The sequence below is a fragment of the Deinococcus aquatilis DSM 23025 genome, assembly GCF_000378445.1.
In the GTDB taxonomy this organism is placed as follows: domain Bacteria; phylum Deinococcota; class Deinococci; order Deinococcales; family Deinococcaceae; genus Deinococcus; species Deinococcus aquatilis.
Genome location: NZ_KB899734.1, coordinates 18,854 through 40,029, shown reverse-complemented (window position 1 = coordinate 40,029; position 21,176 = coordinate 18,854). Strand labels below are relative to the sequence as shown.

General features: G+C 63.0%; 23 protein-coding genes. 12 read left to right on the top strand and 11 right to left on the bottom strand.

Annotated elements, in window-relative coordinates; translation table 11 throughout:
• Positions 1-398: 398 nt before the first annotated feature.
• Complete coding sequence (locus tag F561_RS0118255) at positions 399-692, bottom strand: Lrp/AsnC family transcriptional regulator (protein WP_019011407.1); 294 nt, start codon at positions 690-692, stop codon at positions 399-401.
• A gap of 189 nt (positions 693-881) precedes the next feature.
• Between F561_RS0118255 and ahbA the strand changes: the two genes are divergently transcribed.
• On the top strand, positions 882-1,955 hold the full coding sequence (gene ahbA / locus F561_RS0118250; RefSeq protein ID WP_019011406.1) for a siroheme decarboxylase subunit alpha: 1,074 nt from the start codon (positions 882-884) through the stop codon (positions 1,953-1,955).
• Between the two features lie 134 nt (positions 1,956-2,089).
• Entirely contained in the window at positions 2,090-2,365 is a 276-nt protein-coding gene (locus F561_RS0118245) for a hypothetical protein (RefSeq protein ID WP_019011405.1), read from the top strand.
• 89 nt (positions 2,366-2,454) lie between these two features.
• Here F561_RS0118245 and F561_RS0118240 read toward each other — a convergent pair whose 3' ends face one another.
• Positions 2,455-2,994, bottom strand: coding sequence for a M23 family metallopeptidase (locus F561_RS0118240; protein WP_019011404.1), 540 nt, complete (start codon positions 2,992-2,994; stop codon positions 2,455-2,457).
• 94 nt (positions 2,995-3,088) lie between these two features.
• Here F561_RS0118240 and F561_RS0118235 point away from each other — a divergent pair, with 94 nt between their 5' ends.
• Together F561_RS0118235 and F561_RS0118230 are read left to right on the top strand one after the other, a co-directional pair.
• A complete protein-coding gene (locus F561_RS0118235) occupies positions 3,089-4,435 on the top strand; it encodes a M16 family metallopeptidase (RefSeq protein WP_019011403.1) in 1,347 nt (448 codons plus the stop codon).
• Positions 4,428-5,720, top strand: coding sequence for a M16 family metallopeptidase (locus tag F561_RS0118230; RefSeq protein WP_083922539.1), 1,293 nt, complete (start codon positions 4,428-4,430; stop codon positions 5,718-5,720). The genes F561_RS0118235 and F561_RS0118230 overlap by 8 nt, the downstream gene beginning before the upstream one ends.
• A gap of 239 nt (positions 5,721-5,959) precedes the next feature.
• On the opposite strand, the gene cmk is transcribed toward F561_RS0118230, so the two are convergent.
• Entirely contained in the window at positions 5,960-6,592 is a 633-nt protein-coding gene (cmk, locus tag F561_RS0118225; protein WP_026299042.1) for a (d)CMP kinase, read from the bottom strand.
• A 60-nt stretch (positions 6,593-6,652) separates the two neighbouring features.
• Here cmk and F561_RS0118220 point away from each other — a divergent pair, with 60 nt between their 5' ends.
• Positions 6,653-7,435, top strand: coding sequence for a peptidylprolyl isomerase (locus F561_RS0118220; protein ID WP_019011400.1), 783 nt, complete (start codon positions 6,653-6,655; stop codon positions 7,433-7,435).
• A 217-nt stretch (positions 7,436-7,652) separates the two neighbouring features.
• Here the strand turns inward: F561_RS0118220 and obgE are convergent, their stop codons facing one another.
• The 3 genes from obgE to rplU form a co-directional block, all read right to left on the bottom strand.
• On the bottom strand, positions 7,653-8,972 hold the full coding sequence (gene obgE / locus F561_RS0118215) for a GTPase ObgE (RefSeq protein ID WP_026299041.1): 1,320 nt from the start codon (positions 8,970-8,972) through the stop codon (positions 7,653-7,655).
• Between the two features lie 243 nt (positions 8,973-9,215).
• Complete coding sequence (gene rpmA / locus F561_RS0118210) at positions 9,216-9,491, bottom strand: 50S ribosomal protein L27 (RefSeq protein ID WP_019011398.1); 276 nt, start codon at positions 9,489-9,491, stop codon at positions 9,216-9,218.
• A gap of 11 nt (positions 9,492-9,502) precedes the next feature.
• The gene (rplU, locus tag F561_RS0118205; protein ID WP_019011397.1) at positions 9,503-9,805 is read right to left on the bottom strand and encodes a 50S ribosomal protein L21; all 303 of its coding nucleotides are present in this window, start codon (positions 9,803-9,805) and stop codon (positions 9,503-9,505) included.
• 399 nt (positions 9,806-10,204) lie between these two features.
• Here rplU and F561_RS0118200 point away from each other — a divergent pair, with 399 nt between their 5' ends.
• The 6 genes from F561_RS0118200 to F561_RS0118175 all read left to right on the top strand — a co-directional run bounded on the left by F561_RS0118200 (position 10,205) and on the right by F561_RS0118175 (position 15,447).
• Complete coding sequence (locus F561_RS0118200) at positions 10,205-10,591, top strand: YkvA family protein (protein ID WP_245556570.1); 387 nt, start codon at positions 10,205-10,207, stop codon at positions 10,589-10,591.
• Between the two features lie 120 nt (positions 10,592-10,711).
• Complete coding sequence (locus F561_RS0118195) at positions 10,712-11,374, top strand: response regulator transcription factor (protein WP_019011395.1); 663 nt, start codon at positions 10,712-10,714, stop codon at positions 11,372-11,374.
• A 43-nt stretch (positions 11,375-11,417) separates the two neighbouring features.
• Positions 11,418-12,812 carry a sensor histidine kinase gene (locus F561_RS0118190; RefSeq protein ID WP_019011394.1) on the top strand — a complete coding sequence of 465 codons (1,395 nt, stop codon included), beginning with the start codon at positions 11,418-11,420 and terminating at the stop codon, positions 12,810-12,812.
• A gap of 186 nt (positions 12,813-12,998) precedes the next feature.
• Entirely contained in the window at positions 12,999-13,823 is an 825-nt protein-coding gene (locus F561_RS0118185) for a nucleotidyltransferase family protein (protein ID WP_019011393.1), read from the top strand.
• A 172-nt stretch (positions 13,824-13,995) separates the two neighbouring features.
• The gene (locus F561_RS0118180; RefSeq protein WP_019011392.1) at positions 13,996-14,232 is read left to right on the top strand and encodes a ferredoxin; all 237 of its coding nucleotides are present in this window, start codon (positions 13,996-13,998) and stop codon (positions 14,230-14,232) included.
• 339 nt (positions 14,233-14,571) lie between these two features.
• Complete coding sequence (locus F561_RS0118175; protein WP_019011391.1) at positions 14,572-15,447, top strand: sulfurtransferase; 876 nt, start codon at positions 14,572-14,574, stop codon at positions 15,445-15,447.
• 48 nt (positions 15,448-15,495) lie between these two features.
• On the opposite strand, the gene F561_RS29030 is transcribed toward F561_RS0118175, so the two are convergent.
• From F561_RS29030 to crcB, 3 genes are all read right to left on the bottom strand, one after another.
• Positions 15,496-16,080, bottom strand: a complete 585-nt coding sequence (locus F561_RS29030; protein ID WP_157451991.1) for a hypothetical protein — start codon at positions 16,078-16,080, stop codon at positions 15,496-15,498.
• A 64-nt stretch (positions 16,081-16,144) separates the two neighbouring features.
• Complete coding sequence (gene xseA / locus F561_RS0118165) at positions 16,145-17,353, bottom strand: exodeoxyribonuclease VII large subunit (protein WP_019011389.1); 1,209 nt, start codon at positions 17,351-17,353, stop codon at positions 16,145-16,147.
• Between the two features lie 121 nt (positions 17,354-17,474).
• On the bottom strand, positions 17,475-17,849 hold the full coding sequence (gene crcB, locus F561_RS0118160) for a fluoride efflux transporter CrcB (RefSeq protein ID WP_019011388.1): 375 nt from the start codon (positions 17,847-17,849) through the stop codon (positions 17,475-17,477).
• A gap of 133 nt (positions 17,850-17,982) precedes the next feature.
• On the opposite strand from crcB, the gene F561_RS0118155 reads away from it, so the two are divergent.
• Entirely contained in the window at positions 17,983-18,897 is a 915-nt protein-coding gene (locus tag F561_RS0118155; RefSeq protein ID WP_019011387.1) for a magnesium transporter CorA family protein, read from the top strand.
• A gap of 131 nt (positions 18,898-19,028) precedes the next feature.
• Here the strand turns inward: F561_RS0118155 and F561_RS0118150 are convergent, their stop codons facing one another.
• Positions 19,029-20,189: an acyl-CoA dehydrogenase family protein gene (locus F561_RS0118150; RefSeq protein WP_019011386.1), complete on the bottom strand. Its 1,161-nt coding sequence runs from the start codon at positions 20,187-20,189 to the stop codon at positions 19,029-19,031.
• A gap of 142 nt (positions 20,190-20,331) precedes the next feature.
• Entirely contained in the window at positions 20,332-21,114 is a 783-nt protein-coding gene (locus F561_RS0118145; protein WP_019011385.1) for a TatD family hydrolase, read from the bottom strand.
• Positions 21,115-21,176 lie beyond the last annotated feature (62 nt).

Genomic DNA, 21,176 nt, shown 5'->3' with positions numbered 1-21,176 from the left:
ACTGGTTGAGGCTGAGCAGTCAGATAATGTTTATTGACAGCATGGTAATTTTTTTGAAAGGCATGTAAAGTGCATCCCTCCATATTTGTCTAGAGGGGAAATGTATGGAGATTCTGTGCAAGCTGCTTTTATGCCGCTGGGAGGGCCGTGCCATGAGAGTCAGATCTACAGGGTTGGAATGCCTTTCAAGTTCAGCCCAACTGCTGTCATACCTCTCTGCTCCACCTGCAACCTCTGCACAGACACCTCATCTCAAATGAGAGCAGCCAGCAATTATATGTCCAGAGCGTCATCGCTCTAGACACGGGGCTTAATCCCAATACATATCAGGCGCAATCCACAGAGAGCAGATTCTTTGTGGCTTCAGCAGTCTGGATGTGGTTGGACAGCAGGGGATCTTATTCCGTTCGGCCCTCGTCCAACCCCACGCCAAAGCCCTGATCCAGCAAATCTTCGCTGTAGGTGCGGAAGGCCAGCATGGTCTGGGTGCGTGTAATGCCGTCTACCTTGCGGAGATGACCCGTCACGACGTCGTCCAGATCTTCGTAGCGGCTGAGGCGCAAGACGGCCACGATGTCCCATTCTCCGGTGACCGAATACACCTCGCGCACGCTCGGCACGCTGGCGAGCGCCTCGGCGGTTTCTTGAATGCGTTGACGTTCTGCCTGTACCATCACGAGTGCGGTCACCATGTGCGTATTGTGGCCTGTCGGCGGGTCCACTGTGCACAGGAAGGCCAGTTTCTTATAGAAGGTAGCCCTCATGTGACGCTGCCAAAGCCCCGCACTTCTTAAGCAGATGCAAAGGCTTGGGCCGTCTGCCCCGGCTTACCGCTCGTTCGGGGACGTTTTACCGCAGGGAGCGGGCGTATCTTGAACAATATGACCGCTCCTTCGACCGCTCCTGCTCACCCGGAGCCGATCACCACGCCTACGCCGCGTGAGCAACTGCTGAACCGCATTCAGCGTGATATTCCCATCGTGCAGCGCCCCTACGCCGTCATTGCCGAGCAGGTAGGCCTGACCGAAGCCGAAGCCCTGGCCATCCTGCGCGAGGTCAAAGCTGAGGGTGTACTGCGTCAGGTCAGCGCCATCTTCGATACCCGGACGCTGGGTTACCAGAGCAGCCTCGTGGCCGCTGTACACGACGAAGACCAGCTGGATGCAGGCGCAGAGATCGTCAACGCGCATCCCGGCGTCAGCCACAATTACAAGCGCAACCACGCCTTCAACCTGTGGTACACGATTGCCGTACCGCCCGAAAGCGATCTGGAAGCCCACGTCCAGAAGCTGCACGAGCAGAGCGGCGCACGCCTGACCCGGCTGATGCCCACGCTGCACCTCTTCAAGATCGGCGTGGAATTCGACATGACCGGCAAGGAAGACTGGAACGCCAAAGCCGCGCCGCAGTACACCAGCGAGCAGCGCAACATCGGCTACGCCGTTACCGACCTTGACCGGGCCTTTGTCACCGAGTTTCAGAAAGACCTGCCCGTGACCGAAGAACCCTACGCCGACGCCTGCGCCGCGCTGGGCCTGAGCATCTCGGAAGTGGCCGCCCACGCCGAGAAGATGAAGGCTGCCGGAGCCTTGCGCCGCGTGTCTGCCGTGTTCCGCCACCAGAAGGCCGGATTTACTTTCAATGCGATGGGCGTTTGGGCTGTGCCGCAGGAAGAAGTGGCCGAAACCGGGCGGCGCATGGCCGAATTCAAGGCCGTGTCTCACTGCTACCTGCGCCCCACCTATGCCGAGTGGCCCTACACCATTTTTACGATGGTGCATGGCCGCAGCAAAGAAGAAGCCTTCGGCAAGATTCAGGCCATTCATGATGAAGTGGCGCAGGGTGTAGACCACGCCATCCTGTATTCCACCAAGGAGTACAAGAAGATTCGGTTGGAGTTTTACAAACCCGAGTTCTACCAGTGGGCGCGAGAAAACCTGGGAACTGACGCCTGATCTTAGAAGTTCATCAGCGCGGCACGGCCAGAAAGGGGCAACAGGTTTAACCGCCGTTGCCCCTTTCTTCAACTGGTCTTCAGCTTGTCTGAGTTCACCCATTTTTCCCAACAGGCGGGCGGCAGGCTAAGACCATGCTTGCCTTTCACCCCCACCTGTTCGTGAGGATTCAGGAACTGACTGGCCCCCGTGCGCCTATGCCCCGCCCGCTGGACAGCGGCTTTTCGGAAGACCGCCTGTACCGCGTGCTGGGCGTCTTCAATCCCAGTGAAACCAGCGACGCCTATTTTATTCTGGCGAATGACCGCGACGAGATGTGGTTCATCTGCCAGCGCCATCTGCGCTTCGGCGCGTTGGTGGATACCCAGCAGCACCATCTGCCGTGGGTAGGTCAGCAGGCCGCCGACTGAGAAGAGAAGTTGATCCATTGACTGCCCTTCAAAAAACTGAGATTTCGACCCACCCGCTTTTCCCACTGACCCCTTACTCCTGACAGATTTCAGCGCTTTTCCCATTCCCGCCGCAGGAGTGGATAAGGATTGATGGCCCCGCTATATCCGGTGTAATTGGCATAGATGCCGTAGTGCAGATGTGTAGGCGTCCCCTTTGCATTCCCGCTGTCTCCGACGTAGCCCACCACGCTTCCGGCCTCTACCCAGTCCCCCTCTTTCAGTTCGGAATAGCGCTCCAGGTGGGCGTAATAGTGGCGCTGCCCGCCGGGGCCAAGAATCATGACCGTGCGCCCGCCAAGGCGGTTTTCGCCCACATTCACCACGATGCCGCGTGTGGTGGCCTGAATCGGCGTGTTGCGCGGCGCAAAAATATCGACGCCCTCGTGCTTGCGGCCCTCGCTGCGTGCGCCGCCCCACGTATCCACAAAGCGCTGACCGGGCAGCGGGTTGGGCAGGCTGCGGGCAGCGGCTGGTGGGGCAGACAGCAGCGCCGAGTAGCGGCTGGCGTTCTTGAGCATGGGCCACAACAGATAGGCCAGGCCGCCCAGCACGGCCAGAGTCAAGAGGAGGGAGAGCAGACGGCGCATAGGCTCTCAGCATGGCGGTTCAGGGGGAGTCAGGAGTCCTTCTAAAGTTGCCTTTTCTCTGTGTTCCGAGATGGGGAGCGGTAGACTACCCCTGATGACGATTGGCGCAGAAGGACAGGCAGCCGCGCCTGAGGTTCAGACGGGGACAGGACAATACACAAGCGGGCCGCAGGTCTGGCTCTGGACGCTGGAGAGCGGCTTGCGGGTGGCCTACGAGCGCCGCGCTGGGCCGGGATTCGCCCTTGATCTGCGGATTCCGGTGGGCAGCGCACACGACCCGGTGGGCCTTCAGGGATCAGCGGGTGTGCTGGAAGAATGGCTGTTCAAGGGAGCCGGGGGCCGTTCTGCCCGCGCCCTGCAAGACGCCTTCGATGATCTGGGCGTGCGCCGGGGCGGAGGCGTGGGGCCGGAAGCCACCCGCTTTGGCGTCAGCGGCCTGCGGGCCGACCTGCCCGGTGCGCTGGCATTGCTGGCCGACGTGCTGCTGCGCCCCGACCTGCCCGACTCCGAATTGGCGGTGCTGCTGGATCTGGCCCGTCAGGATCTGGAAGGACTGGAAGACAGCCCGCCCGATCTGCTGGCGGTGCAGGCCCGCAGTGTGGCGTTCGACGGCGCGGCGGCGGCTCCGTTCGCGGGGTTTGCCCACCCAGCCAGCGGCACGCCGGAGGGCCTGGCCGCCATCACACCAACCAGCCTGCGCGACTTTCTGACCCGTTACGGCGGTAAAGGCAGTGTGCTGGGGCTGGTGGCCGATGCCGACCCAGACGAGGTACACGCGCTGATGGCCCATGCTTTTGCCGATTGGCGCAGCGGGCAACACGACCTTGTTACAGCCCGCTTTCTGCCCGGTCTGCGCTCGCATCTGCCCTTCGAGGACGGCGAGCAGACCCACATCAGCCTCAGTTCGCCGGGGGTCGCGCCGCTGCATCCCCACTGGCTGCACTGGCAACTGGCGATCACGGCGCTCTCGGGCGGCAGTGCCAGCCGTCTGTTTCATGCGGTGCGCGAGGAACGCGGGCTGGCGTACTCGGTCAGTGCTTCGCCCGTGGTGCTGGGCGGGCAGGGCTTCCTGTCCACCTATGCCGGAAGCACGCCCGCCCGCGCCCCCGAGACGCTGGAAGTGCTGACGGCCGAACTGGGCCGCCTGCCCCTCGGCCTGACCGACGCCGAATTCGTGCGGGCCAAAACGGGCCTGACCGCCAGCGTGGTCTTCGGGGCCGAAAGCCTGCGGGCACGCGCCACCAGCCTCACGCGGGATGTGGCCGTCTTCGGGCGAATTCGCAGTGTGGCCGACCTGCGCGGGCAACTCGCGGCCCTGACACTGAACGATGTGAACGCCTTCCTGGAGGGCTACGACCCGGCAGGGCAGGCCACCACCGTCACGCTCGGGCCTGCCGAAGTTGGCCCAGCAGATGCAGCGGCAGAGGTCAACCATGTCTGAATTCCCTACTCCAACAACCCAAGTCCCTGAATCTCGTGTGCCTGAAACCCAGCTTCATGTGCTGCCTTCCGGCCTGACCCTGCTGCTGGAACCCGATCCCGCCGCGCAAACCGTGGCCGCCGGATATTTCGTGAATACGGGCGCACGCGACGAAACACCCGCCGAAATGGGGGCCTCGCACTTCATAGAACACCTGATGTTCAAGGGTTCCGAGGCCCTGAGCGCGGCGCAACTGAACGAGCGGCTGGACGACCTGGGCGGCAATGCCAACGCCTTTACCAGCGAGGAGGCCACCGTGTACCACGCCGCCGCGCTGCCCGAATACACCCCCGCCCTGCTGGACACCCTGACCCACCTGATGCGCCCCGCCCTGCGCCAGAGCGATCTGGAATCCGAGCGCGGCGTGATTCTGGAAGAAATCGCCATGTACGCCGACCAGCCGCCCGTGCGCGTGATCGACGAATTGCGGGCCGATTACTGGGGAGCGCACCCGCTAGGGCAACCCGTGTTGGGCACGGTGGAAACCGTCAGCGCCCTGACCCGTGACGCGCTGGCCCGCAACCACCGCGAACGCTACGGCGCGAATGAGGTCACACTGGCCGTGGTGGGCGCGTTCGATCCGGTGGCAGTGTTGGCGTGGGCCGAAGCCGAATTACAGGGCTGGCCCGCCGCCGCGCCTCTGCCCACGCCCCCGCTGCCCGCTCCGGTGCATCCCAGTACAGTGCGGGTCGTTCACGATCCCAGCCTGACGCGGGTACAACTGGCCCTCAGCCTGCCGGGTTTGCCCACCACCCACCCCTTACGGGAAGCCGCCGTGGTCCTGGCCGACCTGATCGGCGGCGAAAACGGGGCGCTGTACTGGGCCTTGCTGGATACCGGGCTGGCCGATGGCGCTGATCTGGCGCATCTGGAATACCGCGATACCGGAACTTTCGAGGGCGGTTTTTCCTGCGACCCAGACCGCGCCCAACTGGTGCTGGACGGCTTCCGGGCAGTGCTGGCCGGGGCCGCTGACCTGATTACCGAAACCGCCGTACGCCGCGCCGCCCGCAAGATGGCCGTGGGAACCTTGCTGCGGGCCGAAACGCCGCATGGCCGCCTGTTTACGCTGGGCATGGAACATCTGGCCCACGGCCACCCCAGTACCACCGCCGACCTCGTAGACCGCTATACCCGCGTTACCGCCGACGATGTGCGCGAAGTCCTGCGCCTGTGCCCCATCAACCTCGTGGCCGAGTTTCCGCCCACGGTGGTGGCGTTGGGGCCGATTGAGGCGCTGAAGTAGGGTGTTGGTCTGGAAGTAGGACGTGGGTTGTGGGAACGGTAGCCTGAAAGCTGGGCGACTGAACCCCCCAGTCTGCTTCGCAGCCAGCCCCCCTTAGAGGGAGCACATCAGCCCTTGTCCTCCCCTCTAAGGGGGGGCGTTGCGTCAGCAACGGGGGGGTTCAGTCGCTCTAGGAACAGAAAAACGAGCCGGAAAGCCTTTCAGAACGCTGTTCCAACAGCCCACTTCCTGGAGCTGCTCTAGGCTTTCCCCACTTCCCCCAAGCCTTCCAGAATCACGCTGATCACGCCCTCTAAGGTCAGTGGCCCGGTGTCAATGACTCGTGCGTCGGGGGCGGGGGCACTCTGCACCTTGTCCTTGGCGTCCCGGCGAATCAGGGCGGCTTCGATGGCGGGAATGTCTTCGGGGCGTTCGCGGGCGCGGCGTTCGGCCCGGATGCGGGGGCTGGCGGTCAGGTAAAACTTGGCTCCGGCCTGCGGAAAAACGTTGGTGCCCATGTCGCGTCCCTCGGCCACAAAGGGTTCAGGCAGGGCACGCAACTGGGCATCCACCCACGCCCGCAACTCGGGCAGCACGGCCACCACGCTCACGCCCGCATCCACGCGGGAAGAATGCAGGGCGTCCGTGAGTTCACGCTTTCCGGCCCAGACGCGGTTTCCTTCGGCCAGCGGCTCCAGCCGGGGCGCGTGGGTTTCCAGCAGGGTCAGGAGTGCCGGGGCGTCGTGCAAATCTACGCCTGCTTCCAGGCCCAGCAGGGTGGCGGCGCGGTACAGCAGGCCGCTGCTGACATACGGAATGCCCAGTTCCCGCGCCACACCCGAAGACACACTTGATTTTCCACTGGCGGCTACGCCATCTATCGTTACGATCACATCCCGCAGTCTACCGTCAATCACCGTTTTGCCCCGTGCCGAGCAGGTAGACTGCACCCGATGAAACAGGCCGCCCTGCTGCTGACCCTTGCCCTGACCCTGACCGCGTGTCCCAAGAACGACACCGCCGCGACCACCACGCCGGAAGAGACGGCCACGGAAACGCCCGAAACTGCGGCGACCACACCCGAAACCACCACGCCCGAAACGGCTGCCACGCCTGCCGTCGCCAAACCCGGCGCGGTGCCTGCTGGCTATACCCTCGTGCCTTTCCTGACCGACAAGCCCGTGCGCGAATTCAAGACCGAGCCTGCCCTGAGCCTGCAAGACGGCAAGAACTACTTTGCCCTGATCGACACCAACCGGGGCCAACTGCTGGCCGACCTGTACGAGGCCGAGACGCCCGTCACGGTCAATAATTTCGTGTTTCTGGCCCGCAACCATTATTTCGATGGTATCCGGTTCCACCGCGTGATGGACGGCTTCATGGCGCAGTCGGGCGATCCTCAGAGTACCGACCTCGCCAAAAAAGCCCAGTGGGGCACGGGTGGCCCCGGCTACAGCTTTGCCGACGAATTTCGCACCGCCCTCACCTTCGACAGTGCCGGAATTCTGGCGATGGCGAATAGCGGCCCAGCCACCAACGGCAGCCAGTTTTTCATTACCTTCGCCCCCACCGAGAACCTGAACGGCAAGCACACCATCTTCGGCAAAGTGGTTACGGGTGACGACGTATTGCCCAAGCTGACCCGCACCAGCGACAGCAGCACCGGACAGGAAACCCCGATTGAGAGCGCTGTGGCCGACGATATTCTGTCGGTGCGGATTTTGACCAAGAACTGAATTCCGAATATCCAGTCGCCGTTTGACTGAATATTCCGAGCAGAGCGAGTAGGAAAAGGGCAGATTCCAGAGTGGAGTTGGCTCCCGGTGTTGTTCCGGGGGCCAACGAAATGGCCGGAATCTGCTTGCTGGTGCAGAGAGACAGAACGTGGACCGCAGCCCGTAGATTCTCCCTACGTTCCACGGTCCACGTTCTGGCCGTCGTTCCGGCCCGCGTTCAGTTCCCTTTTTCGCCGGGCTGATCGTCGTCGAAGTACTCGAAGCGGAAGGTGCCGATTTCCACGGTGTCGCCCTCGCGTGCGCCTGCCCGCTTCAGTGCCCGGTACAGACCCTGACGCTTGAACAGGTTCGACAGGTATTCGGCGGCGTCGTCGAGGTGGCGGGCAAATCGGGTGATCTTCTCGGCAAAGCCGCCGCCATGCACTTCCCAGACCCGCTCGTTTTCGCCGCCGGGTTTGGCGGGTTCGTCCTCGCGGTATACCACCGTCAGGGCTTCTTCGCGCACGTCTTCCACTTCGATTTCCAGTGCATTCTGCTGCGCCCACAGTTCGCGGTCAGGCAGCATGGCAAACACGTTGTCGCGGAGTTCGGTCAGGCCGATCTTCTCTTTGGCACTCACGCGCAAGATGGGCAGACCAAAGTCCAGCAGCTCGTCTTCGACCATCTGGGCAATGTCTTCTTCGACGAGTTCCACCTTGTTCAGCGCGATCAGGGCCACGTTGCTCAGCAGGCTCGGATCGTAGCTCTGAAGCTCGGAACGCAGGCTCCGCATTTCCTCGATGGGGTCGCGGGTCACGTCCAGCACATAGATCAGCAGGCGGGTGCGGCTGATGTGGCGCAGGAATTCCAGCCCCAGCCCTTTGCCTTCGCTGGCTCCCTCGATGATGCCGGGAATGTCGGCCAGCGTAAAGCGGTCATCGGTATCCACGCGGTCCACCACGCCCAGAATGGGGGAGAGGGTCGTAAACGGATAGGCGGCGATGGCCGGATTGGCCCGCGACATGGCCGCCAGCAGGCTGGATTTGCCCGCGTTGGGGTACCCCACCAGGCCCACATCGGCAATCAGGCGCAGTTCCAGACGCACGCGCCGCTTTTCGCCCGGAGTGCCCAGCTCGGCAAAGCGGGGAGCCTGCCGGGTGCTGCTGGCAAACGTGGAGTTGCCGCGCCCGCCGAAGCCGCCGCGTGCAATAACTTTTTCCTGCCCCACGCGCACCAGATCGGCAATCACGCGTCCGGTGTCTTCATCGAAAGCCGTGGTGCCCACTGGAACTTCGATGTAGATGTCTTCGCCGTCTGCACCCTGCCGGAGTCGGCCCTCGCCATATGCGCCGTTTGCGCCCTTGAATTTGCGCTTGCCGACCAATCGCTCCAGGCTTTCTACGCCCTCGATGGCCCGCAAAATGATGCTGCCGCCGCGTCCGCCGTGCCCACCGTCGGGGCCGCCCTTTTCCATAAATTTGGCGCGGTGAAAACTCATCGACCCATCGCCACCATTTCCGGCGGCTACTTCAATATTTAAAACGTCACGAAATGCCATGTGTACCTCTGGTTGTTGGTGCTGAAAAAGAGTGTCTAAGGGTCAGGGGGTCTAAGGAAGGGTGGGGAAAGATATTCTTGGTCTTTTGAACGCTTCTTTGAGGTCTGAAAAGAAATCCAAGTCCTCAAGCAGAAGTGGTTCTTGGACGCTCAGACTTTTGACCCTTAGACAGTCCTTTCCCCAATCCAAACAAAACACGCCATGCCACCTGTGCGGCAGGGCGTGCTGCGTTCCTGCCTGATCTCAGTCGGCAGCGAGTTCGGGTGCGGCGACTTCGATGGAGATGAAGCGGCCCGTTGCGCCCTTGTTGGTAAACACGACTTTGCCGTGCTCGAGAGCAAACAGCGTGTGGTCGCGGCCCATGCCCACGTTGGGGCCAGCCTTGAACTTGGTGCCGCGCTGACGCACGAGGATGTTGCCTGCCAAGACCTGCTCGCCGCCAAACTTCTTGACGCCGAGGTACTTGGGCTGGCTGTCACGACCGTTCTTGGAAGAACCTACGCCTTTCTTGTGTGCCATTTCAGTTCACCTTACCCTTTGATGCCCAGAATTTTGATGGCCGTAAAGCCCTGACGGTGGCCGGTGCGCTTACGGAACTGCACGCCGCTCTTGTACTTGCGGACGTAGATCTTGTCGCCGCGTCCGTGCGCCACAACTTCGGCTTCCACGGTGTAGCCGCCCACAGCGTCACCGAACAGGGCATTGTCGCCGCCCACAAAGAGGGGCTTGAGGTCCATCTTGTCGCCCGCTTCGGCCTTCAGGTTCTCAACGCGCAAGACGTCGCCTTCCTGCACGCGGTACTGCTTGCCGCCCGTTTGAATAATTGCAAACATCGGTCGTTCCTCCTGCTGTCCCCGCCCCGGAACGCTGCCGGGCGGGTGCTGCTCACCCACATACGCGGGTCACCAAGCAAAGACTTTAACACATCTCGGGGCGGCCTGCCAGAATCATGCAAACATCCCCGAACCGGACTGGAGGCCGGAACGGGTCGCAAACATCGGGGTCAACACGGTTTCTGTACAGAAAGACCTCCCTGCACGCGGCAGGGCCAACCCGTGAGGGCTGGATGTTGGATGATGGTTGCAGTTTCCGTTCCTGAACGTGTCCTCGCGGTACACGACGGCTCGCGTGATGCGAGTCATATTGCTGTGGCCTCCGGCGCGGCGCACCTGAGGGCGGCCACGACTACCCGGCAGAATAGCAGATGCCTCCCGGCCCCTTGCAACTCTGGGGTGTCAGACCCCGTATCTGTGGGCGTGATTGCCCGCATTCGTCCCATCTGGCGTGACGCCCTGGCCCTGCTGTTCGCCCTCGGTGACCGCCGAACGCCGCTGCCTGCCAAAGCCGCCGCGCTGATCGCCATCATCTATGCCGTCAGCCCGCTGGACCTGCTGCCCGACCTGACCCCCTTTCTGGGTCTGGGAGACGATCTGGTGATCGTGCCCACGATTCTGGCCCTCGCTGCCCGCAGCCTGCCCGCGCCCGTGCTGTACGATGCCCGCGCCCGCAGCGCCGGAATGCAGCGCCGCCTGCCCTGGCTGCTGCCTGCGCTGGGTGCAGCGTTGGTGTTGGGTGTGGTGCTGCTGGTGTGGGGGGTGGTGCGGAGCTTAGGCGGGTAATTGGTTTATCTGACAGGAAACAGTTTCTTCCCATCAGCACTTTTGCTGCCTGCCGCTCAATGCCGCTTAACCCACCCCTAACCGCCGCGCCTACACTGAGAGCTGTATGAGGCTCCCCCGATGAGACTGCTGCTTGTAGAAGACGACCCCCGCATTGCCGAGCCGACGCGGGAGGCACTACGGGAGGCGGGCTACGTGGTGACTTGGGCGCAGACTGGGCCGGAGGGTCTGGAAGCTGCCATGCTGGGCGACTATTCCCTCCTGGTGCTGGACGTGATGTTGCCCGGTCTGGACGGTTTCGAGGTGGCGCGGCAACTGCGTGGGGCCGAGGTGGATTCGGCCATCCTGTTCCTGACGGCGCGGGGCGAGTTGGGCGACAGGGTACAGGGGCTGGATCTGGGCGGAGACGCCTACCTTGTCAAGCCGTTTGCCATGCCCGAACTGCTGGCGACCCTGCGTGCCCTGTCGCGCCGAGAGCGGGGGCAGGGTGCGCCGAGGCTGGCGTTTGCAGCGGGGCGCGGCGTGGTGGATACGGTGGCCCGCACGGTGGCCTGGGATAGCGAAGAAGTGGCGGTGACTGGGCGCGAATACGCCCTGATCGAGGTGCTGGCACTGGCCCCTGAACGCTGGTTTACCCGCGAGGAACTGCTGGACCGGGTGTGGGGGCCAGAGTTTGAGGGAGAGGCCCGAATCGTGGACGTATACGTGCGCTACGTGCGGCGCAAGCTGGCGCAGGAGGTCATTTCCAGCGAGCGGGGGCGCGGCTACCGGGTCGAGAAATGAGGGGGCTGCGGGCGGCGCGGCCTCGCTTCTGTGGCGGGAGTGTATGTCTCTGAACTGGCCTGCCCTGACCCTGCGGGCGCGGTTGGCACTGTGGGCGGCGCTGGCAACGGGTCTGGCGGTGGCGTTGGTGGCGGGCGGACTGTATGTAACGGTCAACGGCTTCCTGTTGCGCTCGCAGCAAGACCGTCTGCTGAGTGCGGTCAGCGCCGTGCAGGAGCGGGTCGAAGGAGCACTGGGCCGCGCCGCTGGCCCGCTGGGGCTGGGCGTGGTGGAGGTGACGGTAGCCGATCTGGAACGGATCGTGAATGGCAATCCGCAGACCCGCAACCTGGAACTGCGGCTGGTGTCGGTGCAGTTGGGTGTGATGTCCCAGGTTCAGACGGCCAACTTTCCCGCAGGAGTGGCCCTGAATCTCAAAGACAACCTGTACCGCCTGAACGACCAATTGATTGCGGTGCGCGGCGTGCGGGCGCGGGGGCCGGGGCGCGACTCGGGAACGGACATCACGTTGGCGGTGGCTTCTGATGCACAGGCGTTGACCGAGGCGCAGCGGGCCTTCGGGCGGGCGTTGGCCTGGCTGCTTCCCGCCGCACTGCTGCTGTCTTTGGCCGTCGGTTGGGGCGTGGCTGGACGGCTGCTGCGGCCCGTGCGGGCGCTGGAAGGGGCGGCGCGGGACATCGGTGCAGGGGGTGATCTGCGGCGGCCAGTTCCCGGAGCCGGACAGCGTGACGAATTGGCGCGGCTGGCCCTAACCTTGCAGGGGACATTCGCAGGCCTAGCCGATGCCCGAGAACGCGAACAGGCTTTTTTGCGGGCTGCCGCGCACGATCTCCGCAGTCCGTTGGCGGCTGTACAGGCGCGGGTCGAAGGCACTCTGGCCCGTGACCGGGATGCGGCCCGCTACCGCGACGAACTGCGCGAGGTGGGCACCGATATGAACCGCCTTGCCACCCTCACCAATCATCTGCTGCTGTTGGCACGCGATGCCGAGGCGATGGGGCGTGCGCCCGTGCCCCTGCGCGATCTGGCCGCCGACGCCGTAGACCGTGCCCGAGAACTCTCGCCTGAAGCCGACGTGGATCTGCTGGCCCCCGCGCCGGTATCGGTGCAGGGAGATCGGGTATTACTGGGTCAGGCCATCTGGAACCTGACCATGAATGCTGTGCGGCACGCGCCCGGAGCCACCATCACCGTCAGCGTGGAGGCCGAGGCCGGGGGCGCGAGCATCACCGTTCAGGATGACGGCCCCGGCGTATCTTCCGAGGTGTTGGCCCGCCTGGGCGAAGCCTTTTACCGCCCCGACGCGGCCCGCAGCGGCGAGGGGCACGGATTGGGGCTGGCTATCGTGCGCCGCGCCGCCGAACTGCACGGAGGAACCCTGACGCTGGCAAGTACGCCCGCAGCAGGCTTCACCGCAAGACTGTATCTGCCGGGGTAGGGTGTGTCGGTCAACATGCCTCCACAGCATCAGGAATGAACTGAAGCGGGCCGCGAAAGAGCGACCCTCGTTGCTCATTGATCCCCTGTGTGCGGCAACTCAGCGCTTCTTCAGCTCAGGCTCTCAGACGACTGATATAAACACCCGTTCAGACTCACTGTCTTGTCCCTGCTACCCTTGACCCAGATGAGTCAACCTGAGCGCGTGACAAGTGACGCCCCCCCTGCGGCGGCCTCGGCGGTGCGCTGGAGTGCCGTGGTACTGGGCGGCGGCGATCCCGGCGATCCTTTTGCAGCGGCGCACGGCGTGAAGGTCAAGGCGCTGATTCCGGTGGCGGGCCAGCCGATGGCGCTGCATGTCCTGCGTGCCCTGCACGGCAGCGGGCGCGTGGAGCGGATTGCTTATGTCGGCCCCACGACTCCCGAGATGGACGCCATGATTGCCCTGCGCGTGACCGATCACGGCACGTTGCTGGGCAATCTGGAGGCTGGTGTAGAGGCTCTGGCAGCGGGCGTGGGCGAGCGTGTGCTGGTGGTCACTGCCGATATTCCGCTGCTCACGGCAGATCAGGTGCGCGACGTACTGGACGCCACCCCCGCCGACGCCGCGTTGGTGTATCCGGTGGTGCGGCGTGAGGTCTGCGAGGCCGCCTATCCAGGAGTGAAGCGTACCTACGCCCGCCTGAAAGACGGCACGTTTACGGGCGGCAACCTGTTTATGCTCGACCCGGCCCTCATCGGCCAATTCTTGCCGCGCCTGCGCGATGTGCTGGCTGCCCGCAAAGCACCTCTGAAACTGGCGGGCCTGATCGGGCCGGGTATCCTGCTGAGGCTGCTGACCGGGCAACTGACGGTGGCGCGGCTGGAATCCAAGGTGGCTGCGCTGCTGGGCGTGCCCGTTCACGCCCTCCTGACGCCCCACGCCGCTGTGGGCACCGATGTAGACAAAGAAGAGGACCTGCACCTGGCTGAGGCACATTTTACTGATCAATATTCTGGGGCAGCCCAGTAGATCGCCCTCTCCTGGCCCTGTTCTGCATTCCATCTACCCCGCGCTGGGCAATCCCGACCTCTAAGCTCGGATTTTTCCGCACCCGCACGGACAAAACCTGACTAGTCCGGTACAACTCCGTTGGGGGGCTTTGCCCTTGTCACTTCCCCCGGCGCTGTGCATACTGTCTGGCATGCCTCATGTCATCGTCAGCCCCTGCATTGGTGTCAAGGACAACGCCTGCACCGAAGTTTGCCCCGTAGAGTGCATCTACGACGCAGGCGACCAGTTCCTGATCCACCCCGACGAGTGCATTGACTGCGGCGCGTGCGTGCCTGCCTGCCCTGTCAGCGCCATCTACCCCGAAGAAGACGTGCCGGGCGGCGAAACCGAATTCATCGTCAAGAACCGCGCCTACTTCGGCCTGTAAGAACCGCTTCGTTCGTGTCGCCTACCTTCCGGCTCTGGCTGGGGGTAGGTGTTCTTTTTTGGTTGCAGGACATGACTTCTGGGACATGCGGAAGAGGCCGAGTCAATGGCGTCTTTCGACTTGCAAAAACCGCAGGCGGCGGCCTGAGCAGTTGGCCTCAGTCTATGCAAGGCACTGGGAAACGCCTGAAGAAAACTGACGTGCAGGATGAGGTTTTCTGGTCACAGCGTATGGGTTTGACTTTGCCTGCATAGCACGCTATATTTAACTTATCACCGTCCGAGCAGGGCGGATTTTTTGTTTTCTCTCTTCCCGGCCTGCCGTTGTAGGCTAGCGGGCATGACCGACGCCAAGATTGTTGCTGGCCTGCCCTCTCCGCTCAAGTCTGCCGGATGGCTGCTGGAACATCTGGCCGACCCGCAGGTCAGGGTGCTGGACTGCCGCTACGCCCTGTCTGATCCGTTGGTGGGGCGTTTTGCGTACATGGGCGGGCACATTCCGGGCGCGGTGTACGCCGATCTGGAAACCGACCTCAGCGGCCCGGTGCAGGAAGGCGGCGCGGGTGGCCGTCATCCCCTGCCCGATCCCGAGGAGTTGGCGGCGTGGCTGGGCGCGGCGGGCATAGACAACGGCAGCACCGTGGTGGCCTACGACGATCCCAGTACCGGGCAGGGCTTTTACGCGGCGCGGGCGTGGTGGCTGCTGCGCTGGCTGGGGCATGCCGAGGTGTATGTGCTGGACGGCGGCTGGCCCGCTTATCTAGCAGCGGGCGGAGAGGCCACCACCGATGAGGCCCCGGTCACGCCCAGCACCTTCACGCCCCAGGTGCGCCCCGAACTGGTCGCTACCGCGCAGGATGTGCAGGCCCGCGACGGTTCCACCCTGCTGATCGATTCCCGCGCCCCTGCCCGCTACCGGGGCGAAACCGAGCCGATAGACAAGAAAGCCGGACACATCCCCGGAGCCGTGAACCGTGACTGGACCGGTGCACTGACCCCGGCGGGCACCTTCCGTAGCGGGCCAGAGCAGGCCGAGCGCCTGAACGCCGCTGATGCCCCCACCATCACCTACTGCGGCAGCGGCGTAAGCGCCACGCCCAATCTGCTGGCCCGCGAACTGGCAGGCGTGCCACTGGGCGCAGAAAACCGCCTCTACGCCGGATCTTGGAGCGACTGGATCAGCGATGATGGGCGGGAAATTGTGGAGGGGGAGTAGAGAGTGGGAAGTAAAAAAATTATGCTTTCTGACAAAAACTAGAGCCAATTAAGAAACTAAGAAATCTCTGATGGTTTCACGGAAATGGTCAGATAGCTTTTCAAGCAGATTAGGATCTGTGACTCCATCAGTATTGAGAGAAAGAATGAGTTGATTCGTCAAGACTCTGTATGCACTCATTGTTTTGCTGGACGCAATTCTTGCTTCTGAGGGTCTTCTTTCCTTGATTTCATATTCTTGGCTTATATAATCGCAAAAGCCTAAAAAGCTAACATTCGCGTAGAGTATGTTGTTTAAATCTCCATTGACTTCGAAGCTCGCCAAGTAATGAGGGATACATATGCAGGATTCCAGTGCATTGTCGCCCAACTCAATAGCCTCATCCAGCAAACCTTCATAGGTCTGCATCATATCTTGCCAAGAGGGGGCGGGGGTAGTATGGAATATTCTTTTTATATGTAAATCTATAGTCCCATTGTATCTAGCCAAAAAGCTGGAACTCACGGCCACGCAAGATGGATATTGCCTGACTGTTTTCAATAAAATCAAGCCATACAAGGCGGCTTTTCCGGTCTCTAAATTACTGATGGCAATGTGAATAGGATCATTTTTGTAAAATTCTAAAGTTGTCAAGCGTATCTCCTGTAGAAGTGGGACTGTTTATCTATTGAAAGGTCTATTTAGGTACTCTGTCCACTTACTCGCTCACCACTTTCCGCTCCCCGTCCTGAAACTCCAGTGTCAGGCGTTCGCTGGGGCCGATCTGGGCGGCGCGGGTGATGGGTTGGCCTGCCGCGTTGCGGACCAGAGCGTAGCCACGTTGCAGCGTGCGGGCGGGTGTGAGGCCCAAGGCTTGGCGCATCAGGGCATCGGTGTGGGCGTGGGCGGCGTCGGCCTGGCGCAGGGCGGCGGTGCGGGTACGGTCAAGCGCCCACTCTGCGGCGGCGGCAGCGTCGACCAGAATGTCGCGGGCATGGGCGCGGATGGAACGGGCATCTTCCTGGGCCTGTGCAGCGGCGGCGGCCACTACACCCACGATCAGAGCAGCGGCCTTGCTGGGCGTGTCGGTGCGGGTGTGGGCCACCTCGTCGGGCAGGGTATCGTCGCGGGCGTGGCCCAGTCCGGTGATCACGGGGGCCGGAAAGGTCGCCAGCGCACGGGTCACGTCCAGATCATTCAGCCATGCCAGATCGGTCACGGCCCCGCCGCCCCGGATGACCACCAGCGCGTCAACAGGAGCCTCGGCGTGTGCGGCCCGCGCCTTTGCAATGGCCCGCGTCAGGCTGCCCGAGGCGTCCCGGCCCTGAAAGGTGGCTTCCAGATAGATGAATTGGATGACCCCCGCGGCCTCCAGCGGGTCTGTTTCTCGCCGGAAGTCGCCCAGACCCGCCGCCCCTTCCGGGCTGATCACGGCCACTCGCGCAAAGTCGGTGGGGGCGGGCAACAGGCGATTCAGGCCGTAGACGCCTTCCCGTACCAACTGTTCGCGCAGGGCGTCCAGCCGGACCGCCGCGTCTCCGAGGGTAAATTCGGGCGATACATCCAGCACATTCAGCGAGAATCCGTATTGCGGGTGAAATTCGGCGGTGCAGAACAGCAGCACTTTCAGGCCCGCCGTGAAGGTGCCCCCGGTGGCGCGGCGAAACTTGCCTTCCAGCGCGAAGCGTTCACGTGCCCACACGGTGGCGCGGCACTTGGCGACCTCGCCCTCCTCGCCCAGTTGCACCAGATCCATGTACAGGTGGCGGCGATCCGTGAGGCTGGCAATCTCGGCCCGCACCCAGATGGCCCCCGGCACGCCCCGCGCGATGACCTGACCCACGTAGGTCAGCACGTCGGCCAGATCCAGAAACTGTTCGGGCGGGCGGGTGGCTTCGGCTTTGGTCCGGCGTTTTTTTCCAGTCATGATTGGTGCCGCTACAGTACAGCGGCGGGTAGTGGTGAGTGGTCAGTGGTGAGTGGGAAAGGCGTGGGGGACACTTCATCAGCGGTTTGGTCAGGGCCAGAAGCGTCCTGAAAGTCCCTTCCTACAGCCTGCCCCCCAACACCCGCCCTGCCACCGCCGCCAGTACGCCCAGCAGCACGCTGCCCAGCGCATAAGCCAGAGCTGTACCCACCGCGCCGCGCCCGATGAGGCCATCCAGGTCTACGCTGAAGGTACTGAACGTAGTAAACGCGCCCAGCACGCCTGTGCCAAAGGCCAACCGCGCCGCTTCCGGCCAGACGCCGCGCCCCACGAGGGCCACCGTGAGGCCCAGCAGGAACGACCCCAGCACATTGATCACCAGAATTCCAGCCGGAAAGCCTGCGCGGGCGGCCAGCGGTGCGAGGGCCATCGCCGCGCCGTAACGGGCCACCGCACCCACCGCGCCGCCGAATGCCACCCATGCCCATGCGTTCATCGGATTACAGGGTAAGGGATAGCGGTGGGACGTGGATTGTGGGGCGTAGAAAAAGGCAGAGCAAAAAATAGACCTGTCTTTCCCCGATGGCCTTTCCCACTTCCCACAACCTATAACCCACTACCTTGGGAGCATGATTCAAGCCAAGCGGCTGGACGGCAGCCTTTTTCAGTGGAACGGAGAAAGTGAGCATCTCTGGCTGGACGTGCAGGACGTGACCCCGGACGAGTTGGCCGCGCTGCAAGCCGCCTTTTCTATCAACAAATTGGCGCTGGAAGACACGCTGGAAAAGGGCCACTGGAGCCGCGCCGAGCAGTACCCCGAGCACACCTTCATTACCATCCGCAGTCTGGCGAATCCCCAGGAACCCGACGACTTTACCGAGCGCCTGAGCATCTTCATGTATCCGCAGGCCCTCGTGACCATCAGCACGCACGGCACGCAGGCGCTGGCGAACGTGTGGGAGATGATCGGACGCGAGCACATCAATACGCCGCAGGAGATCATGTATGAGCTGCTCGACCATACCGCCGACACCTTTTTTACGCTGGCCGACGCCCTGGAACTTCGGGTGGAGGCGCTGGAAGAACGGGTGTTCAAGCAGCGGCGACAGAATCCGGTGTCGGATGTCTTCGATCTCAAGCACCTGATCAGCCATGCCCGCCGCCTCGCCACCGATGCCCGCGAAGCCGCCGCGCTGCTGGGCCGCCACGCCACCGGCACCGCTGCCGATCTGGTGCGCTACCGCGATGCCCAGGACAGTTTTACCCGCGCCAGCAGCCATCTGGACGGCCTGCGCGACTACCTCACCGGCCTGCTTGACCTGCACCTGAACCTGCAAAGCCAGCGCATGAACGAGGTCATGAGAACCCTGACCGCCGTGAGCGTCATCTTTTTGCCCCTGACCTTCCTTGCGGGCGTATGGGGCATGAATTTTCAGCACATGCCCGAGCTGCCGTGGAAATACGGCTACGCGTTGGCATGGGCCAGCTTCATGCTGATCGGCGGGCTGCTGGCCTACTATTTCAAGCGGCGGGGCTGGTGGTGAAAAACTGTGAGTGGTCAGTGGGCTGGAACTTAGATCGTGGAACGTGGATCGTGGAAAGAGCTGAGCTAGGAAGCGCGGCAGCAAATGCTTTTTTTGCTTTTCCCACTCACCACTGACCACTCACGGTTTTCCTACTCCAGCGCCCCAACCCCCGTCAGATGTCGTCCCACGATCAGCGTGTGAATGTCATGCGTGCCTTCGTAGGTGTCCACGGTTTCCAGGTTCAGCATGTGGCGAATCACCGGGTATTCGGTGGTGATCCCGTTGCCGCCCAGCAGTTCGCGGGCGAGGCGGGCACCGGTCAGGGCCACGCGTACATTGTTGCGTTTTGCCATGCTGACCTGGGCAAAGTTCATGCGGCCCGCGTCCTTCAGTTGGCCCAGACGCCACGCCAGTAACAGCCCGGTGCTGTGGTCGGTCGCCATGCGGACCAGTTTGTCTTGAACCAGTTGGCGGCTGGCAATCGGTTTGCCGAAGGTGGTGCGGCTGCCCGTGTAGTCCAGCGCTGTTTGCAGCACGGCCTCCAGTGCGCCCAGTGCGCCCCAGGCGATGCCGAAGCGGGCAGAGGTGAGGCACGACAGGGGCGATTTCAGGCCGCCGCTGCCCGGAAGCAGGTTGGCCGCCGGAATCCGGCAATCTTCCAGCACGATTTCCCCGGTCACGCTGGCCCGCAGGCTCATCTTGCGGGTAATTTTGGGGGCATGAAAACCGGGGGCGTCGGTGGGCACGATAAATCCACGAATCACGCCCTCGTCGTCTTTGGCCCACACCACCGCCAGATCCGCCGCCGGAGAGTTAGTGATCCACATTTTGGACCCATTCAGCACGTATTCGTCGCCGTCCAGCCGTGCGCGGGTTCGCATCGCGCCGGGGTCAGAGCCGCCGTCGGGTTCAGTCAGGCCGAAGCAGCCGATCAGTTCGCCGCTGGCGAGTCCGGGCAGGTATTTCTGGCGCTGTTCATCGTTGCCGTAGGTAAAAATGGGGAACATCACGAGGCTGCCCTGCACGCTGGCGGCACTCCGCAGGCCGCTGTCGACCCGTTCCAGTTCGTACATCATCGCGCCGTATGCGCTGTAGCTCACGCCCGCGCCGCCGTACTCTTCGGGCGTGGTCGGCCCCAACAGGCCCATGCCGCCAAACTGCTGCATCAGGTCACGTACGGGCAGGTCGCCGCTGTCCCACCACTCAGCGATCTGGGGCATCAATTCGGCGTCGCAGTAGGCCCGCACACTCTGGCGGATCAGGCGTTCGTCGGGGGCCAGCAGGTCATGAACCAGAAATTCGTCGAACATGGGGACTCCTTCGGGGATGGGTCAGTGGGAAGTGGGTAGTGGGACAACACGAAATCAAGAGAACTTACGCCGAAGCTCTAGGCCGTAAAGCCCCCGTTGTGATCGCTGCTGAATTGAAACTGCTGTGGAGAATGCCCAGAGTCTATCCGGCGGAAGGGGTGGCATACATCCCGTACACCCGTTCTGCGTTGGCATCGGCGGTGCGTTCGAGTTCGTCGGGGTCCAGCCCACGCAGCGCCGCGATGAATTCCAGCGTGTGCCGCACATAACCGGGCCTGTTGGGTTTGCCACGCTTGGGCACTGGAGCCAAAAAAGGCGCGTCGGTTTCCAGCAGCAGGCGGCCCAGCGGCACAGTCTGAGCGGCGGCCTGAATCTCGTGGGCCGTTTTGTAGGTGGTGTTGCCCGCAAATCCGAAATAGGTGTGCGGGCCGCGATCCAGCCCAAATTTCAGCAGCCCCGCATGCCCGCTGAAGCAGTGCAGAATCACGGGCACATCGGGCCAGGCGCTCAGCACGTCCATCACGCCCAGATGGGCCGATTCTGCCCCAGCCTTGTCGCGGGTATGAATGACCAGCGGTTTGCCCACCCGCCGAGCCAAATCCAGTTGCCACTCAAAGGCCGAGACCTGCGCGGCCCGCTGCGTCTCGTCCCAGTAGTCGTCCAGCCCACTTTCTCCGATACCCACCACGCGGGGATGCTGGGCCAGGAGTTCCAGTTCGGCCCGCACTTCGGGGCTGTCTTCGGCGGTGTCGGTGGGATGGATGCCCACGGTGGCCCACACGCCGGGGAGGGTTTCGGCCAGTTGTACGGCGTTGCGGGCGTGCTGGGCACTTGCGCCGATGCAGACCATCCCGGTCAGGCCCAGTTCGCCGCGTGCCGAGGCGGGGTCTTCGAGGTAGTCGAGGTGACAGTGGGTGTCGATCATTGAGACAGGGTAAGTGGTGAGTGGGGAGTTTGCCTTCCGGCGCTGCGTGTAAACCCCCACTC

Excerpts from the sequence above, each read along its gene's own strand:
- F561_RS0118255 (WP_019011407.1), bottom strand. The coding sequence starts at position 692 with ATGGTGACCGCACTCGTGATGGTACAGGCAGAACGTCAACGCATTCAA.
- ahbA (WP_019011406.1), top strand. The coding sequence starts at position 882 with ATGACCGCTCCTTCGACCGCTCCTGCTCACCCGGAGCCGATCACCACG.
- F561_RS0118245 (WP_019011405.1), top strand. The coding sequence starts at position 2,090 with ATGCTTGCCTTTCACCCCCACCTGTTCGTGAGGATTCAGGAACTGACT.
- F561_RS0118240 (WP_019011404.1), bottom strand. The coding sequence starts at position 2,994 with ATGCGCCGTCTGCTCTCCCTCCTCTTGACTCTGGCCGTGCTGGGCGGC.
- F561_RS0118235 (WP_019011403.1), top strand. The coding sequence starts at position 3,089 with ATGACGATTGGCGCAGAAGGACAGGCAGCCGCGCCTGAGGTTCAGACG.
- F561_RS0118230 (WP_083922539.1), top strand. The coding sequence starts at position 4,428 with ATGTCTGAATTCCCTACTCCAACAACCCAAGTCCCTGAATCTCGTGTG.
- F561_RS0118220 (WP_019011400.1), top strand. The coding sequence starts at position 6,653 with ATGAAACAGGCCGCCCTGCTGCTGACCCTTGCCCTGACCCTGACCGCG.
- obgE (WP_026299041.1), bottom strand. The coding sequence starts at position 8,972 with ATGGCATTTCGTGACGTTTTAAATATTGAAGTAGCCGCCGGAAATGGT.
- rpmA (WP_019011398.1), bottom strand. The coding sequence starts at position 9,491 with ATGGCACACAAGAAAGGCGTAGGTTCTTCCAAGAACGGTCGTGACAGC.
- rplU (WP_019011397.1), bottom strand. The coding sequence starts at position 9,805 with ATGTTTGCAATTATTCAAACGGGCGGCAAGCAGTACCGCGTGCAGGAA.
- F561_RS0118195 (WP_019011395.1), top strand. The coding sequence starts at position 10,712 with ATGAGACTGCTGCTTGTAGAAGACGACCCCCGCATTGCCGAGCCGACG.
- F561_RS0118190 (WP_019011394.1), top strand. The coding sequence starts at position 11,418 with ATGTCTCTGAACTGGCCTGCCCTGACCCTGCGGGCGCGGTTGGCACTG.
- F561_RS0118185 (WP_019011393.1), top strand. The coding sequence starts at position 12,999 with ATGAGTCAACCTGAGCGCGTGACAAGTGACGCCCCCCCTGCGGCGGCC.
- F561_RS0118180 (WP_019011392.1), top strand. The coding sequence starts at position 13,996 with ATGCCTCATGTCATCGTCAGCCCCTGCATTGGTGTCAAGGACAACGCC.
- F561_RS0118175 (WP_019011391.1), top strand. The coding sequence starts at position 14,572 with ATGACCGACGCCAAGATTGTTGCTGGCCTGCCCTCTCCGCTCAAGTCT.
- xseA (WP_019011389.1), bottom strand. The coding sequence starts at position 17,353 with ATGACTGGAAAAAAACGCCGGACCAAAGCCGAAGCCACCCGCCCGCCC.
- crcB (WP_019011388.1), bottom strand. The coding sequence starts at position 17,849 with ATGAACGCATGGGCATGGGTGGCATTCGGCGGCGCGGTGGGTGCGGTG.
- F561_RS0118155 (WP_019011387.1), top strand. The coding sequence starts at position 17,983 with ATGATTCAAGCCAAGCGGCTGGACGGCAGCCTTTTTCAGTGGAACGGA.
- F561_RS0118150 (WP_019011386.1), bottom strand. The coding sequence starts at position 20,189 with ATGTTCGACGAATTTCTGGTTCATGACCTGCTGGCCCCCGACGAACGC.
- F561_RS0118145 (WP_019011385.1), bottom strand. The coding sequence starts at position 21,114 with ATGATCGACACCCACTGTCACCTCGACTACCTCGAAGACCCCGCCTCG.